General features: G+C 69.8%; 14 protein-coding genes and 1 pseudogene. 1 reads left to right on the top strand and 14 read right to left on the bottom strand.

Going from position 1 to position 16,344, the window contains the following annotated elements; all coding sequences use genetic code 11:
- Positions 1 to 6: 6 nt before the first annotated feature.
- Positions 7 to 1,323, bottom strand: a complete 1,317-nt coding sequence (locus AB0I69_RS13340) for a sugar ABC transporter substrate-binding protein (RefSeq protein WP_363095741.1) — start codon at positions 1,321 to 1,323, stop codon at positions 7 to 9.
- A 210-nt stretch (positions 1,324 to 1,533) separates the two neighbouring features.
- Between AB0I69_RS13340 and AB0I69_RS13335 the strand changes: the two genes are divergently transcribed.
- Complete coding sequence (locus AB0I69_RS13335; RefSeq protein ID WP_363095740.1) at positions 1,534 to 3,300, top strand: coagulation factor 5/8 type domain-containing protein; 1,767 nt, start codon at positions 1,534 to 1,536, stop codon at positions 3,298 to 3,300.
- 77 nt (positions 3,301 to 3,377) lie between these two features.
- Here the strand turns inward: AB0I69_RS13335 and AB0I69_RS13330 are convergent, their stop codons facing one another.
- From AB0I69_RS13330 to AB0I69_RS13270, 13 genes and pseudogenes are all read right to left on the bottom strand, one after another.
- A complete protein-coding gene (locus tag AB0I69_RS13330) occupies positions 3,378 to 3,704 on the bottom strand; it encodes a putative quinol monooxygenase (RefSeq protein ID WP_363095739.1) in 327 nt (108 codons plus the stop codon).
- A gap of 112 nt (positions 3,705 to 3,816) precedes the next feature.
- Positions 3,817 to 5,880 (bottom strand): elongation factor G, encoded by a 2,064-nt coding sequence (gene fusA / locus AB0I69_RS13325; protein WP_363095738.1) that lies wholly within the window; start codon positions 5,878 to 5,880, stop codon positions 3,817 to 3,819.
- Positions 5,881 to 6,119: 239 nt separating this feature from the next.
- Positions 6,120 to 6,773 (bottom strand): annotated as a pseudogene (locus AB0I69_RS13320) (NlpC/P60 family protein); the annotation flags it as partial.
- Between the two features lie 12 nt (positions 6,774 to 6,785).
- Complete coding sequence (locus AB0I69_RS13315) at positions 6,786 to 6,974, bottom strand: hypothetical protein (protein WP_363095737.1); 189 nt, start codon at positions 6,972 to 6,974, stop codon at positions 6,786 to 6,788.
- Between the two features lie 162 nt (positions 6,975 to 7,136).
- On the bottom strand, positions 7,137 to 8,006 hold the full coding sequence (locus AB0I69_RS13310; protein ID WP_363095736.1) for an ABC transporter permease: 870 nt from the start codon (positions 8,004 to 8,006) through the stop codon (positions 7,137 to 7,139).
- A 32-nt stretch (positions 8,007 to 8,038) separates the two neighbouring features.
- On the bottom strand, positions 8,039 to 9,082 hold the full coding sequence (locus AB0I69_RS13305) for an ABC transporter substrate-binding protein (RefSeq protein ID WP_363095735.1): 1,044 nt from the start codon (positions 9,080 to 9,082) through the stop codon (positions 8,039 to 8,041).
- 11 nt (positions 9,083 to 9,093) lie between these two features.
- Positions 9,094 to 10,671 (bottom strand): carboxylesterase family protein, encoded by a 1,578-nt coding sequence (locus AB0I69_RS13300; protein ID WP_363095734.1) that lies wholly within the window; start codon positions 10,669 to 10,671, stop codon positions 9,094 to 9,096.
- 45 nt (positions 10,672 to 10,716) lie between these two features.
- Positions 10,717 to 11,421 carry a GntR family transcriptional regulator gene (locus AB0I69_RS13295; RefSeq protein WP_363095733.1) on the bottom strand — a complete coding sequence of 235 codons (705 nt, stop codon included), beginning with the start codon at positions 11,419 to 11,421 and terminating at the stop codon, positions 10,717 to 10,719.
- Positions 11,422 to 11,491: 70 nt separating this feature from the next.
- Positions 11,492 to 12,352 (bottom strand): amidohydrolase family protein, encoded by an 861-nt coding sequence (locus tag AB0I69_RS13290; RefSeq protein WP_363095732.1) that lies wholly within the window; start codon positions 12,350 to 12,352, stop codon positions 11,492 to 11,494.
- 33 nt (positions 12,353 to 12,385) lie between these two features.
- Entirely contained in the window at positions 12,386 to 13,360 is a 975-nt protein-coding gene (locus AB0I69_RS13285) for an ABC transporter substrate-binding protein (protein ID WP_363095731.1), read from the bottom strand.
- A gap of 50 nt (positions 13,361 to 13,410) precedes the next feature.
- Positions 13,411 to 14,280, bottom strand: a complete 870-nt coding sequence (locus AB0I69_RS13280; protein WP_363095730.1) for a hypothetical protein — start codon at positions 14,278 to 14,280, stop codon at positions 13,411 to 13,413.
- Positions 14,277 to 15,437, bottom strand: a complete 1,161-nt coding sequence (locus tag AB0I69_RS13275; protein ID WP_363095729.1) for a DUF3500 domain-containing protein — start codon at positions 15,435 to 15,437, stop codon at positions 14,277 to 14,279. Before AB0I69_RS13275 ends, AB0I69_RS13280 begins: the two co-directional genes overlap by 4 nt.
- A gap of 12 nt (positions 15,438 to 15,449) precedes the next feature.
- Positions 15,450 to 16,340: a hypothetical protein gene (locus AB0I69_RS13270; protein ID WP_363095728.1), complete on the bottom strand. Its 891-nt coding sequence runs from the start codon at positions 16,338 to 16,340 to the stop codon at positions 15,450 to 15,452.
- Between the last annotated feature and the right edge of the window lie 4 nt (positions 16,341 to 16,344).

Genomic DNA, 16,344 nt, shown 5'->3' with positions numbered 1-16,344 from the left:
TCGCACTCACTTCGCCGGCATCTGCTGCTGAGCCTTTTCGAGCTCCGCCTTGACCGACGCGGTCGTCACCGCGCGCCCGGCGGCGGCGTCGGCGAACAGGTCCTTGACGGCCGTGCCGACCGCCGTCTCGAACTGGGACTCGTCGGCGACCTGCGGCAGCGCGGCGGCGCTGGTCGCGAGGGTGTTCTTCAGGACGGCGTTCGCGGGGGTGTTGAACGCGGTGTCCTCCTGCGCGGTCTTCACCGGCGGGATGGAGCTGTAGGCGGTGTTGAGGATCTTCTGCTCGGCATCGCTCGTCATGAACTTCACGAACTTGGTGGAACCGTCCAAGTTGTTCGTGTTCTTGAAGACGGCCAGGTTGATGCCTGCCACCATCGAGTTGGTCTGCGCGCCGGTGCCCGGGGTGCCCGACTGCACGGGTATCGGGGCGATGCCGTACGAACTGTCGCTCATGCCCTGCGACTTGAGGTTGGCGGACGCGGACTGCCACATCAGCATCGCCGTCTTGCCCTTGGCGAAGTCGCTGACGGACTGGTTCTGCGCGTACTCGGCGTTGCCGACCGGGATGACCTTGTCCTTGGCCATCAGGTCGACGTACTGCTTGACGGCGGCCACGACACCGTCGTTGGTGAAGTCGGCCTTGCCGTCGGCGGTGAAGAAGTCGGCGCCGTGCTGCTTGGCGAAGACGAAGGTGTGGTGGATGTTCTCGGAGACGTTGGCGCCCTCGGCGCCGAGCGCCTGCTTGCCCTTCGCCTCTATCTTCTTTCCGTCGGCGACCAACTCGGCCCAGGTGGCGGGCGGCCCGGAGATTCCGGCGTCGGCGAAGATCTGCTTGTTGTAGTAGAGCGCGTACGCCATGGAGTACAGCGGGACGGCGGCCGGGTCCTTGCCCGTGGCGCCGGTGGAGCCGAGCGCGGAGTCGACGAAGCGGTCCTTGCCGCCGATCTTCGCGAAGTTGGCCGCGCTCCACGGGAGGAAGGCGCCGGTGGCCTGCAGGGAGGCGCTCCAGGTGTTGCCGATGTTCAGGACGTCGGGACCCTGACCCGAAGTCGTCGCCGTGAGGATGCGGTTGAGGAGGTCGGACCAGGGCACGACCTCCAGCTTCACCGTGATGCCGGTCTGCTGCTTGAACTTGTCGAGCTCGGGCTGCAGGACCTTCTTGTCGATCGCGATGCTGGCGCCCTGGTTGGAGGCCCAGTAGGTGAGCGTCTTGGGCGAGTCGTTGGATCCCCCACCCGTGGACGAACCGCCTCCGCAGGCCGTGGCCGCTAGGGCGAGTGACATGGTGACGGCGCCTACGGCCGCGGCTCGGATGCTGCGCATACTCCGGGTGTCCCTTCAGGGAATGCACTCACGACTTAATTTAGGACGTGAGTTAAACCTCGGAAGCCAAAAGCGTCAAGAGTTTGGACGCCACTCGTCGAACTCGGTCGTACCTCTTGACGACTGTGTTCACGGACCTGAAGCATTCCCCCGCGAGAGAGCGCTCCCAACCCCACCGGCGTTCATTTCATGAACAAGGAGAGCCGCGAGATGTCTTCAGTTCGACGCAGAACAGTTCTCGGTGCAGCCGCCGCCGCTTCCGCGCTGGTCGGCCTGCCCACCGCCGCTTCAGCCGCCCCCTCCACCCCCACCGCGGTGACACCGCGCGCACTGCCCGGCGGCGGCGATCTCGGCCCCAACGTGATCGTCTTCGACCCGTCCACCGCAGGCATCCAGGCGAAGCTGGACCAGGTCTTCGCCCAGCAGGAGACGGCCCAGTTCGGCACGGGCCGCTACGCCTTCTTCTTCAAGCCCGGCACCTACTCCGGGCTCAACGCCCAACTCGGCTTCTACACCTCGATCGCGGGCCTCGGCCTCTCCCCCGACGACACCACGATCAACGGTGACGTCACGGTCGACGCCGGCTGGTTCAACGGCAACGCCACGCAGAACTTCTGGCGTTCGGCGGAGAACCTCGCGCTCGTGCCCGTCAGCGGAACCAACAGGTGGGCCGTGGCTCAGGCGGCCCCCTTCCGTCGTATGCATGTGCGCGGCAGCCTCAACCTCGCGCCCAACGGCTACGGTTGGGCCAGCGGCGGCTACATCGCCGACAGCCGGATCGACGGCCAGGTCCAGCCGTACTCGCAGCAGCAGTGGTACACCCGGGACAGCGTGATCGGCAGCTGGCTCAACGGCGTCTGGAACATGGTCTTTTCAGGCGTCCAGGGCGCACCGGCACAGGGCTTCCCGAACCCGGTGTACACCACCCTCGCGACGACACCGGTCTCCCGCGAGAAGCCCTTCCTCTATCTGAACGGCACCGAGTACCGCGTCTTCCTCCCCGAGAAGCGCACCAACGCGAGCGGCGTGACGTGGGGCAACGGCACACCGCGCGGCACCTCGCTGTCCCTCTCCCAGTTCTACGTCGCGAAGCCGGGCGTCACGGCGGCCACCCTCAACCAGGCGCTCACGCAGGGACTTCACCTCCTGCTGACCCCGGGCATCTACCACCTGGACCAGCCGATCCAGGTGAACCGCGCCAACACCGTTGTCCTGGGCCTGGGTTACGCAACTCTCGTCCCCGACAACGGAGTTACCGCCCTCAAGACCGCCGACGTCGACGGCGTACGGCTGGCCGGGTTCCTGATCGACGCGGGCACGGTCAACTCCAGCACCCTGCTGGAAGTCGGCCCCGCGGGCACGACGACGGACCACTCCGCCAACCCGACCACCGTGCAGGACGTGTTCGTCCGTATCGGCGGCGCGGGCGCCGGCAAGGCCACCACCAGCATGGTCATCAACAACCGCCACACCATCGTCGACCACACCTGGCTCTGGCGTGCCGACCACGGCACGGGCATCGGCTGGGACACCAACCGGGCCGACTACGGCCTCGTGGTCAACGGCGCCGACGTACTGACCACCGGCCTGTTCGTCGAGCACTTCAACAAGTACGACGTGCAGTGGAACGGCGAGCGGGGCCGGACGATCTTCTTCCAGAACGAGAAGGCGTACGACGCCCCGAACCAGGCGGCGATCCAGAACGGCTCGATCAAGGGCTACGCGGCCTACAAGGTCGCCGACGGCGTGACCGTGCACGAGGGCTGGGGCCTGGGCAGTTACTGCTACTACAACGTCGACCCGACGATCGTGCAGCACAACGGCTTCGCGGCGCCGAACCGTTCGGGCGTGAAGTTCCACGACCTGCTGGTCGTCTCGCTCGGCGGCCAGGGGCAGTACGAACACGTCATCAACGAGACGGGAGCGGCGACTTCGGGCACGTCGACGGTCCCGTCCACGGTGGTGTCCTACCCCTGAGGCCCTTGGGCCTGACACCCCTGAAGTCGTGGCGGGTTGCGGGCCGGAGCTCCCCCTCCGGTCCGCACCCGCCGCCGTCACGCCCGTGGCGTGATCTCCGCCATCTGCGACCAACCTCCGCCCTCGACCTCGACGTTGATGATGTCGGGCGTCTCCGCCACGACGTCCGGCATCCACGCGATGGCCGCCTTGAAGTGCTCGGAGCCGACATGGGCGGCACCCGCCTCCGGAGAGGCGAACGCCTCCAGCAGGACGAAGCGGTTGGGGTCTGCCGCGTCGACCGACCACTCGAAGAACAGGTTGCCGGGCTCGGCGCGGGTCGCGGCGGTGAAGTCGGCGACCCGGTCGAGCCATTCGTCGCGGTACTCCGGGCGGACGGGGAACCGTACGGCGATGAAGATCATGCGGTGCTCCTCGGTAGCTGACGTGTCGTCCCGAGGGTGCCTCTCCGGGCCGGGCGGCGGGAGGCGCCTCGCCGTGAGACGCCTCCCGCCCGGACACCGCTGTCGGACACCGCTACCGGACGGCCGGCACCGCCGCACCCGGCACCCGCGCATACCCCGTCGGCCGGGCGGTGAACGTGCCCCGGCCCTGCGTCCGGCTGCGCAACCGCGTCGCGTAGCCGAAGAGTTCGGCCAGGGGCACGGTCGCCGTGACGATCGCCGAACCTGTGCGGGTCGTCGAGCCGGTGACTCGGCCGCGCCGGGCCGCCAGGTCGCCGAGCACTCCGCCGACCGCGTCCTCGGGCACGGTGACCGTGACCTCGACGACCGGTTCGAGGAGGACCGTCGTGCAGGTGCGCAGGGCTTCACGGAGGCCGAGGCGGCCGGCCGTGCGGAACGCCTGCTCCGTGGAGTCCTTCACATGGGTCGCCCCGTCGGTCAGCGTGACGCGCAGCCCGGTCACCGGGAACCCGCCGGTCGGCCCCTCGGTGAGGGCGTCACGGCAGCCCGCCTCCACCGAGCGGACGTACTCCTGCGGCACCCGCCCGCCGACGACCGTCGAGCGGAACGCGAAGCCGAGGCCCTCCATCGGTTCGACGTCGAGCACGATGTGCGCGAACTGGCCCGATCCACCGTCCTGTTTGACATGCCGGAAGACCAGACCGAACACTCCGCGCACGACCGTCTCACGGTAAGCCACCCTCGGGCGGCCTACGTTGACCTCCACGCCGGTGGCCCGGAGGATCTTCTCCACCGCGACCTCCAGGTGCAGTTCACCCATGCCGGACAGGACCGTCTGGCCGGTCTCGGTATCGGTCCGGACGACCAACGAGGGGTCCTCCTCGGCCAGTCGGGCCAATGCCGACGCCAGACGGTCGGTGTCGGTGCTCCTGCGGGACTCGACCGCCACGGACACCACCGGGTCGGCGACCGTGGGCGGTTCGAGGACGAGCGGGGCGTCCGGCGCGCACAGGGTCGAGCCGGCGCGGGCGGACTTCAGTCCGACCACCGCGACGATGTCCCCGGCGACCGCCCGGTCCAGCCGTTCGTGGCGGTCGGCCTGCACCCGCAGGATGCGCCCGATCCGCTCGGTGCGCCGCGCGCCCGGATCCCACACGGTGTCTCCCTTCTCGATGGTGCCCGAATAGATCCGCAGGTAGGTCAGTCGGCCGGTCGCCGTCGCGCTCACCTTGAACGCCAGGGCGGAGAGGGGTACTTGAGGGTCGGCCGCGCGTTCCTGCTCGCCTCCGTCGTCGTCCGTTCCCCGTACCGGCGGCACGTCCGACGGCGAAGGCAGATACGCCACCACGGCGTCCAGCAACGGTTCGATGCCGCGGTTTCGGTAGGCCGAGCCGCACAGTACGACCACGCCGTCCCCGGTGCGGGTGAGGTCGCGCAGCGCCGCACCCAACGACTCGGCGGACAGCGTCGAGTTGTCGTAGAACTCTTCCAGCGCACCCGGATGCAGTTCCGCCACCGTCTCCTCCAGCAGCCGTCGTCGCCGTCGTGCCTCCTCCAACAGGGCTTCTGGCACCGGGACTTCCTCGGCCGTGTCGCCTTCGTCGGTCCACACCAGGGCCCGTAGCCGCAGCAGATCGACGACGCCGGTGAACCCGTCCTCCGTGCCGATCGGCAACTGCACCACCAGCGGCGCCGGATGGAGCCGTTCCCGGATCGACGCGACGGCCGTGTCGAGGTCGGCGCCCGCGCGGTCCAGCTTGTTGACGAAGGCGATCCGCGGCACGCCGTACCGGTCGGCCTGGCGCCATACCGACTCGCTCTGCGGCTCTACGCCCGCGACGGCGTCGAACACCGCGATGGCGCCGTCGAGGACGCGCATGGACCGTTCCACCTCATCGGCGAAGTCGACATGGCCCGGGGTGTCGATCAGGTTGATGCGGTGGCCGTCCCAGGCGCAGGTGACGGCCGCGGCGAAGATGGTGATCCCACGGTCGCGCTCCTGAGGGTCGAAGTCGGTGACGGTGGTGCCGTCGTGGACCTCACCGCACTTGTGCGTGGTACCGGTGAGGTAGAGGAACCGCTCGGTGACGGTGGTCTTGCCGGCGTCGACGTGGGCGAGGATGCCCAGGTTTCGGACGGCGGAGAGCGGGGTGGTGAGGGGGCGTTCGGTGCGCACGGCCCATGGCCTTTCGAGAGTGATTCCGTGCAGGGCGGCGCAATTCCCGTGCGGGAGAGATGAATTGACGGAGCGTCAAAAGGTCGTCACGTCACGGGCGTCCGGTACCGGCCGCGCAGCGGGCACCGGAGGGACGAGGACACGAGGATCACGGCGGTGCGGTCATGCACGGCGGGCTCCCCTCACTCGTCAACGGATGTGGCGAGTGTAGGGAAGCCCGGGGTGGTGGAGCATGGGATTTACCAGGCGCAGGTGGGTACGCCGTCCAGCCGGGCCGGTCCCTTGATGTAGATGTTGGTCATCCAGGCCTTGTAGTCGGGCAGATAGGCCCAGGCGTCGTTGGTGCAGCCGTCGGAGGTGACGACCTCGGCGTGCTTCTGGCACTCGACGCGGATGGTGGTCGGGCCGGGGAAGGCGTAGACGCGGCCTGCACTGACGGAGGGTGCCGTCTTCGTCCGGACGCCGGTGCCCCAGGTCTGGAGGACATGCCCGGTGACCGCACCGGTGTTGACGCGGACGGCGCCGAAGTAGTCGCCGCCCAGGCGGACATGACTGACCATCAGATGCGTGCCGGACTGCTTCGCCTCGACCGTCTTGCCCGCGCCGAGGTAGATGGCGATGTGGTGCAGGCTCTGCGAGGTGCCGTAGGCCAGCAGGTCGCCGGGGAGCAGCGGGGCTGTGCCCTGGGCGGCGGTGAAGCGGGCCGCGGCGCGGACCGTGTAGTACTGCTGGCTCGCGACGCCGTTGAGGATGTCGGAGCCGGTGGCCTGGGCGTAGGCGTGGCGCACCAGGCCCGAGCAGTCGAAGCCGAGTCGCTCGGGGTCGTGTTCGCCGGCCGGGTCGGTGGCGTCTACCTGGCCGTAGGTGGCGCCGGGTTGGGCTCCGTGCCCGCCGCCCCACGTGTATCAGGTGCCCGCGTCGACCTGGGCGCAGGCGGCCGCGATCGCGCGTTCGGCGGCGGCCGAGCCGCCTGGTGCGAGGACACCGCAGCCGCTCGCCGCCGATGCGGCCGGGGCGGCGACCGCCGTGGGTGCCCAGAGGAGGAGGGCGAGCAGCCCGCTGAGTGTGCCGATGATTCCGGTCCGCCGGAGCATGCCGGGACCCCCTGGTGGGTCTCCTGCGTCGTCGCAGGCCGTGCTTCATGCTGACGGGATCAGCCTGTCCCGGGAGGACTGCCGGGGTCGACGGGTTTCCTGTTGCCCGTCCCGGGGACGACCGGGAAACCCGGTGTGAGCAGGGGTTTTGTGGGGCGGCGGTCAACCGGCGCGTCGCTCGGTCGGCCTCCTTGGACCGAGCCCCAACCGCTTCAGCGCGTACTTGTCCAGCCAACTCAGCACGCCGTTCAGGATGAGGGTCATCACCACCAGGACGATCAGGCCGGCGAACTCGGTCGCGGCGTCGAGGTTCATGGCCGAGGTGAACAGTTCGTGGCCGACGCCTTCGGAGGAGGCGATGAACTCGCCACCGATGACGCCGAGGATGGCGAGAGGACCGCCGGTCTTGAGGGCGGCGAAGAAGGGGGCGGCGAGGGTGGGGATCGTGACGTAGCCGAGGACGTGGTGGCGGCGGCCGCCCATCACCTGGACGATCTCGACGAGTTCGCGTTCTCGCAGGCGCAGACCGAGATAGACGTTGTAGAAGACGACGAAGGACACGCCCGTCACAGCGATGTTGATCTTCGACCAGGGGCCGATGCCGAAGAACAGCAGGAAGAGCGGCGCGAGGGCGATCTTGGGGATGCCGTTGACGGCCGCCACCAGGGGTTCCAGGACCCGGCCGGCGAGCGGGAAGGAGCCCAGGAGCAGGCCCATCACCGTGCCGAGGACCACGCCGATGGCGAATCCGGCCGCCACCTCGATCGAGGTCACCTTGATGTCGTTCCACCCGGAGGCGGAGCCGAGCAGCTTCCCCAGGGCGTGCGACACGTCGGTCGGCTTGCTGACCGCGTACTCCGGGAGGACCGGTCCACTCATCACCTGCCAGAGGACCAGGCAGAGCGCGATCACCGCGAAACGCAGAGCCACCACGGTGGCGGTGTCGCGCCAGCGGTCGTTCTTCCTGCGGCGCCGTTCGGTCGCGACCGCGACCTCGGTCGTGCTCTCGGGAATGTCGGTGGCAGTCGCCATCGTCTGCTCCTTCCCCTCTCTCGCCGGCCGTGTCATGGCAGGTACTTGTTGGTCCAGTCGCTCGTGGTGACCTTCGCTCCGTCGGGGAGCGCGCCTATCGCGTCGATGAAGGCCGTGGTGGTGTTCCAGGTGGCGGCGTCCATGGAGGCCTTCGCCGGCCAGTCGACCTGTTCGAGGCTGCTTTCGAGGACCTTGGCCGGTACGCCGGGCAACGCCTTCTGCGCGACGGCCGGCACGGTCTTGTCCTGCTTGTCCGCGAGGTGGGTCCGCATGTAGGCGGTGCCCTGCTGGACGGCCGTGACGAACTTCTTCGCGATGTCGGCGTGCCCGTTGGCGTAGCTCTTCTGGGCCACCACGAACTGGCTGTATCCGGAGTGCGTGGCGTCCCATTCGGGCACGGTCAGCGGAGTCGCTACGACGATGCCGTCGCCGGAGTCCGCGATCTGCAGGGGCAGTGGCTCCGAGGTGACGAACCAGTCGATCTCGTGGTTGTTGAGCGCGGCCTTGTCGGCGACCGGGCTCGGCAACGACACCCACTTCAGCTTGGTGGGGTCGACGCCGTGGGACTTGAGGAAGATCCCGGCCTCGGCCTTGGTGTTGGCCGAACTGGCTCCGGCGGTCGAGTCGGCCAGGGCCTTCGCGACATCGGCGGCCGGGGTGGAGGCGGTCAGGTCGTGGTCCTGGGCGAACTTCTTGCTGACGACGAGCCCGAGCGGGTTGCCCAGGCCGTCCGCGGCGAGCGCGGTCTCCGGAAGTCCCTTGGAGAGCGCGGTCACGAACCCGGTCGGACTGTCGTGGAGGAACTGCACAGAGCCCGCCTGGAGGGCCGAGGGTCCGGTCGCGGCGGTCAGCGTCACGTACTTGATCTTGAGTCCCTGCTTGCGGAAGTAGCCGTTGGCGTCGGCCACTTTGAGGGGCAGGTCGAAGATGTTGCCGCCGGTGCCGACCGTCACGGTGGTGAGTCCGTCGGCGCTCGCCGAGGAGTCTCCGCCGCACGCGGTCAGCAGGGCTGTGCCGAGCGCCATGGTCGCCGCCAGGGCGACGGCGGTACGGGTGTCCGCGGTGCGTAGTCTCATGAGGTCTCCTGTCACCATGCCTGCTGCGTACGGAAGAAGCGCTGCCAGAAGTCGAGCCGGGCGGGCTCCGCGACCGGGACCGGTCCAAAGTCCTCGCCGACCTGCATGACCGTGGCCGAATCCGGCGTGTACGGCGGCCAGTTGGGCAGTTCGGGTCCGTTGGGGTCGCCGGTGGCGACGAAGTTGGCCCAGTAGCCGGACATGGTCGCCGCGACGGCGCGGTCCTCGACGGTCCACTCGGCGTCGTCCTGGTCGAGGTTGTCGAGGACGAAGTCGATCTCGGAGCTGTGCGAGGCGCGCCGCGGGTGCTGCCCGCGTGCCGGGGAGCGGTGGGTCCAGAAGTACGTGTAGACCGGGCGGTCCGCGTGCCTCGCCCAGTCCGTCCCCCAAAGGAACGTGGAGACACGGGCGTTGTCGCGTACGGCCGCACTGTGGGCCCGGCCCGCCGCGTCGTCGTCGGCCGCCGGGTACAGCCGTAGGAACTCGTCGGCCAACTCGCCGAACTTCCGTCGCGCTGCGTCCGTGTAGTCGTCGAGGGTCACGTGGACGGGCGGCATGCCCGGTCGCCAGGCCTTCTTGCCGGCCGTGCGGTAGGCGGCGAAGGTGCTCTCGGGGACGGCTCCGCTCTCGTCGCGGTTGTTGCCGGCGAGGTAACCGACGTCGTTCTGCAGGCCTTTGGCGTACGTCTCGTCGTAGCCGGCGGGGAGCACCCAGCCGTCGACGACGGGCCGGAACAGCGGCGGCTTCGCCGAACTCCCGGTCTCGACAAGGGAGTCGACGGCCGCGTCCCCGTCGATGAGCTTCTGCCAGGGCAGTGACCGCAGCCGTGCGAGCGAGGGCCCGCCGCGTTCCTCGGCGTACCGTGCGCCCGCGCGCTCGGCGTCGGGCAGGGTGCGGTACGACGTTGCCAGGTACCGGAGTTCGGGGTCGCGTGAGTGGCGGGCGTGGCTCTGGGCAACGGCGCGGTGGAAGAGGCCCTGCGCGAGGGGGGACATGGCCAGGAAGTTGACGGCTCCGGCGCCGGCGGACTGTCCGGCGATGGTCACGCGGTCGGGGTCGCCGCCGAAGTTGGTGATGTTGTCGCGTACCCAGCGCAGGGCGGCTGTGCAGTCGAGGAGGCCGTAGTTGCCGGAGGCGTGGTGGCCGGACTCGGCGCTGAGTTCGGGGGTGGCGAGGAAACCGAAGGCGCCCAGGCGGTAGTTGAAGGTGACGACGACGATACCTTTGCGGGCGAGGGCCTCGCCGTCGTAGCGGGGGCTCGCGCCGGTGCCGACGCGGAAGCCGCCGCCGTAGATCCAGACCAGGACCGGGCGGCGCTCCTCGGTGGAGGTTGCACCGGTCCAAATGTTGAGGTGGAGGCAGTCCTCGCTCATCGGGAGGTCGATGCCGGCGACCTCGCTGTTGGGGGCCTGCGGGCACATCGGCCCGAAGGTGCCGGCCGTGCGCACACCCGGCCAGGTCGGCGGAGGCTGGGGCGGACGCCAGCGCAACTCGCCCACCGGGGGCGCCGCGTAGGGGATTCCCCGGAACACGGTGAGCGTGTGGTCGCGGCCCGGTATGCCCTCCACCAGCCCTGCTTCGGTTTCCACTGGGTGGCGCATGAAGACCCTTTCTCGTGTGCGGCGAGTGGTCGGTCAGTCGGTGGTGCGGGCGGGGCTGTCGCGGGCGGAGCGCAGCAGGAGTGCCTGGCGGGCGGAGGCCACGTGGTGCCGCATCGCGGCGACGGCCGCCTCGGGGTTGCGGGTGACGATGGCGAGAAGGATCGCCTGGTGCTCCTCCAGCGATCCGGCGCGCGGGTGCGGGGCGGAGAGGTTGCGGTACTGGCGCATGACGAGCGGGTAGAGCAGCGTGTCGTAGGCCTTGGCGAGGGTCTGCTGGTGGGCGGCCTGTTTGACCTGCTGGTGGAAGAGGCGGTTGCCGCGCGAGTAGGCGGCCTGGTCGCCGCGTGCCTTGCAGTCCTCCATCTCCCGGAGGGTGGTGCGGAGTTGGGCGATCTCCTCGTCGGTGGCGCGTTCGGCGGCCTTCCCGGCGAGGGCGGACTCCAGCGTCTCGCGGGCCTCCAGGATGTCCGCGGCCTCCTCGACGGAGAAACTGCGGGTGCGGACGCCCCGGTTGACCTCGCTGGTGACGTACCCCTCCTGGGTGAGCCGGACCAGCACCGCCCGCATGGTGCTGCGGGAGACGTTGAACATCCTGGTCAGGTCGGCCTCGGTGAGCCGGGTGCCCGGCTCGACGCTGCCCGACAGGAGCAGTGAGCGCAGTCCGTCGTAGGCCTGGCTGTGCCGGGTGGGCGACGTCCGGCCCGGATCCACGACGTCGTCGTAACCGCTGATGTCCACCTTGATCACCTGTGTGTTCTCGGAAGGTTTGCCGGCCGCTGATGTCGGCCGTTCCGGGAGTATGTCCCGTTCAGGCGCCGTCTTCGGTCAGCCCGGGGTACAGCCGTCGTGCCGTGCCGGCGAAGATCGCCTGCCGGGCGTCGTCCGGGAGTACGGCGAGAACGTCCTCGGCCAGGCGCAGCAGTTCGGGCAACGACTGCTCCGCCGCAGGGCAGTTGGAGCCCCAGGCGATCCGCTCGGCACCGAAGGCGGTTACGACGGGTTCGAGGAAGTCGGCCGCCGCGTCCCCGGCGTCGTACAGCCGCTCCAGATTGCGGTGGGTGAGTTTCAGGAACAGGCCCGGGTGCTGGGCGAGTTCGGTGACATCGGCACCGGCGCGGGCGGGCGAGGCGGCGATGTCCGGGTAGCCGATGTGGTCGAGGAGGACCCGGACGTCCGGGAACCGCTCCAGCACCTGCCGGAGTTGTTTGGTCGCCGGTCCGAGCCGCATCTGCAGGCAGACGGTGATGCCCAACTCCCCGGCCCTGCGCCAGAATTCGTACGTCTCGGGAGCCGCGAACCACTCCCCCTGCGTCGGTACCGTGCTGCCGCTCGTGAACAGCCGCACCCCGGCGAGGCCTTCGTCGCCGACCGCGTGCGAGAGGATGTCGGCGGCGTCCGGGCGCAGTGGGTCGAAGGTGCCGACGGCGACGAAGCGTCCGGGGCGGCTGCGGCTGCTGTCGAGGACGTAGGAGTTGTCGTAGCCGTAGGCCGTGGTGGCCTGGACGAGGACGGCCTGGCCGATGCCCGCCTCGTCCATGCGGGTCACCATGCCGGCGGCGGTCACCGGCCGTGACTCGGCCCACGCCGACTGCTTGCCGCCGATCGGCGCCCGCGGGTACCGGGCCTGGTCCTCCGAGATGATGTGGCAGTGTGCGTCGACCACGTCCATGGTCCAACTCCCTTGTGCGGTACGTCGTTTCGGTCAGGCGTCGGGGTAGCCGCCGGCGGCGAGGAGGGCGTTCGGTTCGGTGGGGATGCCGGGGTCGATGAGCCCCTGGTCCCGGGAGAACCGCACGAGCGCGGCCAGGCTCGGCTCGTTGGCGTGGACGCCGTACGGGACGGGGTCGCCGCCGATCTGCTGCGCCTGGCGGGCGAACCGGGGTTGCGCCAACCAGTCGGGATCGGCGGCGAGTTGCCTGCGCTTGCTGTCGACGAAGGCCGTGTAGAGCTTGGCGGGGAGGGCGGGGTCGCGTGCGACGAGGTCGGAGCGGAGCGCGATGAGTGAGTGCAGCGGGTAGATGCCGGTGCGCAAGTACCAGTCCACGGCGAGGACTTCGGCGTCATGGAAGAGCGGGTACGGGCCGTCGCCGACGCCGTCGTCCGCCGCGGTCCAGCCCGCACGGGGTGCGCCCGCCCGGCCCGTGCCCGCGTTGCCGGTGAACGCGGCGTCGATGTCTCCGGTGCGCAGCAGCTCGCCCAACGAGCGTCCGTCGGCGACCCGTTCGACGTTCGGCGGGGTTCGCCCCTCGATGTGGTCGTCGTCGTCCACCACCCAGGTGATCTTCTCGACGTCCACGCCGTACTGCTCACCGAGGATGCCGCGCACCCACACCCCGGTGGTCACCGTGTACGCGCGGACCCCGACCCGGCGCCCCTCCAGATCGCGGGGCACCCGGATGCCCGAGTCCTCGGCGCACTGCACGTCTCCGTGATGGAAACGACGGTTGAGGAACACCGGGATCGCGGTGAGCGGGACGCCTTCCTGTCTGGCCATCAGGTAGGAGACGGGGGCGAGTTCGCACACGTCGAACTCCAGGTCGCGGATCATGCGCCGGTAGGCGCCGATGACCGGCCTGACCTCGACCGGCTCGATCCGGTACCCGTCCACCTCGACCTCGCCGTCGAGGAGCGCCCGCCCGTGCGGGTACTCCCCGAGGGCCACCGAGAGCTTCTGCATTCCCTGCCTTCCGATCGATGGGTCTGTTCGGTACGGCCGTCCGCGCGGGCCTATCCATCGAGCCGTGCGGGCTCCACCCCGAGGGCAGCGCAGGTACCCGTCACCAGCTCGTCGAAGATGACGGGCCGGGGCAACACGCCCTGCTCCAGCGCGTATTGGGCGGCCAGTGCGACCGGTCCGCGCAACGCCTCGAAGCCGACCGGGGAGAAGTCCACGGGGCTGGTCGGCGGGATCGCGGCGCGCATCGCGTCGTACGCGGCACAGAGGGCGGCGGAGTGCTCGCGGGCGGCTGCCTCGGTGACGCCGACGACGTGGTTGACGGGGGCGAACCCCTTGGTGAGCGCCCACTGTTGGGCGTTGTCGGACGCGTTCGGGATCGCGGTACGGATGCGGTCATCCGCCGGGAGTTCGTTGCCCATGATCCCGAAGTCGAGGCGTCCTTCGAGGAAGTCCGCCTGGAGCCGGGCGCCTTCGGGGGCCCGCTTCACCCAGGCGGGGTCCTCGTGCTCGTCGACGTGACCGTCCTCGTACATGACCCAGTCGACGTTCCGCAGGTCGACCCCGTACTGCTCGCTCAGGAAACCGCGCACCCACACGCCGGTCGTCTGGCTCCAGGAGCGGACGCCGACGGTCCTGCCCTCGATGTCGCCGACGGTCAACTCGCCGCAGGTCACCAGGGTTTGATGCTGGTGGCGGCCGAGTGTCGTGACGGGGAGCAGCACGACCGGTTTCCCGTGGGCGACGGCCTGGAGCAGGGTGACGACCGCGAGTTCACAGACGTCCACGTCCGCGTCGTTGACGAAGCCGCGCGATGCCTTGTGCACGGGCCGGACGTCGAGCCGTTCGAGGTCCGTCCCGGTGGCGCGGACAGCGGTCTCCGCGGCGGCCACGAGGTCGTCGCTGCCCAGAACCATCTTCATCCCGTGCTCCTCTTCCGGTGGAACCGCTCGTGGTGCCGGCGCAGCAGGTCGGCCCCGTAGTCGTTGCCGTTCGGGGTGCGGACCACGGTGTGGATGTGCCTGCGCGACGGCACGTCGTTGTCGAACATGACCCCGGCCTGGTGCTCGAACTCGACGAGGATCACCGGGCTGTGGAGGCGGTAGTAGAAGGCGCTGTCCGGTCCGCCCTCGCCGATCCAGGCGAAGCGGGTGTCCGAGAGGTGGGCGGTGACCTCGTCCATGCGGACCCGTGCGTGACCGTCGGCGGCGCTGTTGACGTAGAGGCCCATGAGCTCCGCCGCGATGGCGCGCTGACCCGACGTCAGCTCGCTCAACGGCAGGCCCTGGTGGGCGAGTTCGAAGTTGTCGCGGAAGGCTCCGACGAACAGGTCGGGGGGCAGCTCGTCCGCGATCACCGCACGCTCTCGCTGACGGCTCGTCAGAGTGTTGAACAGCTCCTGTCCTACGGCCTCTTCACGCCGGAAGACAGTCGTCCCCGCGTACTTCCCGGACTCGGCGGTCACCGGCTCGGCGCCCAGGAAGGTCGGCGTGAGCACCATCTGGTCACCGACGAAGACGCAGTTGACGTTGACGTGGTGGCCGTCGAGCTGCCAGCCCCAGGGGCGGCCGTTCTCGGGCTCGCCGTAGACGCTGAACCAGTACAGCCACTCGTTCAACAGGTCCTCCTCACCACGGAGTTCGCCGATGGTGAGGTTGAGGTGCATCAGGTCGACGACCTGGGTGTAGCCGTGGGCGCTGAGACTGGCGCGGACGACGCCCAGGGCGCGGTGTCGTCTCTCGTCGTCGAGGTCCTCCAGGCAGAGGCCGTGGCGGAGGAAGTACCGTGCTCCGTTGGCCCAGTGACGCCATGTCACGTTGTCGATGGGAAACCTGCCGACGGCCAGTTGCGTCGGCGAGAGCGCGGCGAGGTAGTCCTCCGCCGCCTGTCGTACCGGGCCGACGTCCACGCCGGTGTCACGGAGAAGGAAGAGATCCGGGCGTAGGCCGTCCGGTGCGGCCACTCCGCGGAAGGGTTCGGCTGCCGCGCGGCGGCGCCAGTCGACCTTCGCGAGGAGGTCCGGTGTCCACCGGTCGGGCCGCCTCGTGGGGGCGCTCGGCCGGTGTCGTAGTCCTGTCATCACTGCCTCCTTTCAGCTTCCCCGGACGAACGCGGTTTCCTTCTCGATCGCGCCCACGTCCACGGGGGTGCGCACGAGCTCCTGTTCCAGGGCGTAACGCCCGGCGATCTCAAGGCAGTTGGCGAATGGAACGGTCCAGCCGGTGGCCACCGCGCGGCCGGCCGGTGAGTCGTCGCGCTCCCCCGCGGTGGCGGCGATCGCGTCCTGGAGGGCGCGGTACAGGGCGAGCACCGCCTCCGGCCGGGACCGCAGGACGTCGTCGCGGACGACGACCACGTGGTTGGCGGGGACGGTCCCGTGCCGGTCGATCCAGGCGAGGCCCGCCGTCTCCGCGTCGGGGATCAGCGGGACCAGGCCCTCGCCCTGCCCGCCGATCGCGCGCGGGCCGAGCACTGCCGCCTCGACCTCCCCTCCGCGCAACAGGTCGGCGACCCGCCCGGCCTGGGACCGTTCCACGTAGGGCGGTTCGCGGTACTGGGCGACGTGGGGTTCCTCGGTGGTGACCCAGGTGACGTCGGTGGCTTCGACGCCGTACTCCTCGCGGAGGATGCCGCGCACCCACAGGCCGGTGGTCTGGCTGTAGGAGCGCACGCCCACCCGGCGGCCGGCGAGCCCGCCGGGGGTGAGGTCGGGCCCGTCCGGGAGGCGGGTCAACGAGCGGTGATGGGTGCCGCCGATCATCACTACCGGCAGCAGCGTAATCGGCACGCCGGCCTCGCGAGCCTGGAGGTAGGTGGCGAGGGCCAACTCGCAGACGTCGTACTCCAGTTGGCGCACCATGCGGGCGAAGGCCGGGTACAGCGGGGAGGCCTCGGCGAAGCGGCAGTCGCCGCCGAGGACGGGGGTCTCCTTCAGGTGCCGGGTGTGTGGGTAGTCGCCCAGCAGGACGGTCAGCGGTGTCATCGGT

It is taken from the genome of Streptomyces sp. NPDC050508 (assembly GCF_040655155.1).
Lineage (GTDB): Bacteria > Actinomycetota > Actinomycetes > Streptomycetales > Streptomycetaceae > Streptomyces.
This window is presented reverse-complemented; position numbering and strand designations above follow the sequence as displayed.

What these genes read in the sequence shown, in the direction of transcription:
- AB0I69_RS13340 (WP_363095741.1), bottom strand. Translation starts at nt 1,323, where the DNA reads ATGCGCAGCATCCGAGCCGCGGCCGTAGGCGCCGTCACCATGTCACTC.
- AB0I69_RS13335 (WP_363095740.1), top strand. Translation starts at nt 1,534, where the DNA reads ATGTCTTCAGTTCGACGCAGAACAGTTCTCGGTGCAGCCGCCGCCGCT.
- AB0I69_RS13330 (WP_363095739.1), bottom strand. Translation starts at nt 3,704, where the DNA reads ATGATCTTCATCGCCGTACGGTTCCCCGTCCGCCCGGAGTACCGCGAC.
- AB0I69_RS13315 (WP_363095737.1), bottom strand. Translation starts at nt 6,974, where the DNA reads ATGCTCCGGCGGACCGGAATCATCGGCACACTCAGCGGGCTGCTCGCC.
- AB0I69_RS13310 (WP_363095736.1), bottom strand. Translation starts at nt 8,006, where the DNA reads ATGGCGACTGCCACCGACATTCCCGAGAGCACGACCGAGGTCGCGGTC.
- AB0I69_RS13305 (WP_363095735.1), bottom strand. Translation starts at nt 9,082, where the DNA reads ATGAGACTACGCACCGCGGACACCCGTACCGCCGTCGCCCTGGCGGCG.
- AB0I69_RS13290 (WP_363095732.1), bottom strand. Translation starts at nt 12,352, where the DNA reads ATGGACGTGGTCGACGCACACTGCCACATCATCTCGGAGGACCAGGCC.
- AB0I69_RS13285 (WP_363095731.1), bottom strand. Translation starts at nt 13,360, where the DNA reads ATGCAGAAGCTCTCGGTGGCCCTCGGGGAGTACCCGCACGGGCGGGCG.
- AB0I69_RS13280 (WP_363095730.1), bottom strand. Translation starts at nt 14,280, where the DNA reads ATGAAGATGGTTCTGGGCAGCGACGACCTCGTGGCCGCCGCGGAGACC.
- AB0I69_RS13275 (WP_363095729.1), bottom strand. Translation starts at nt 15,437, where the DNA reads ATGACAGGACTACGACACCGGCCGAGCGCCCCCACGAGGCGGCCCGAC.
- AB0I69_RS13270 (WP_363095728.1), bottom strand. Translation starts at nt 16,340, where the DNA reads ATGACACCGCTGACCGTCCTGCTGGGCGACTACCCACACACCCGGCAC.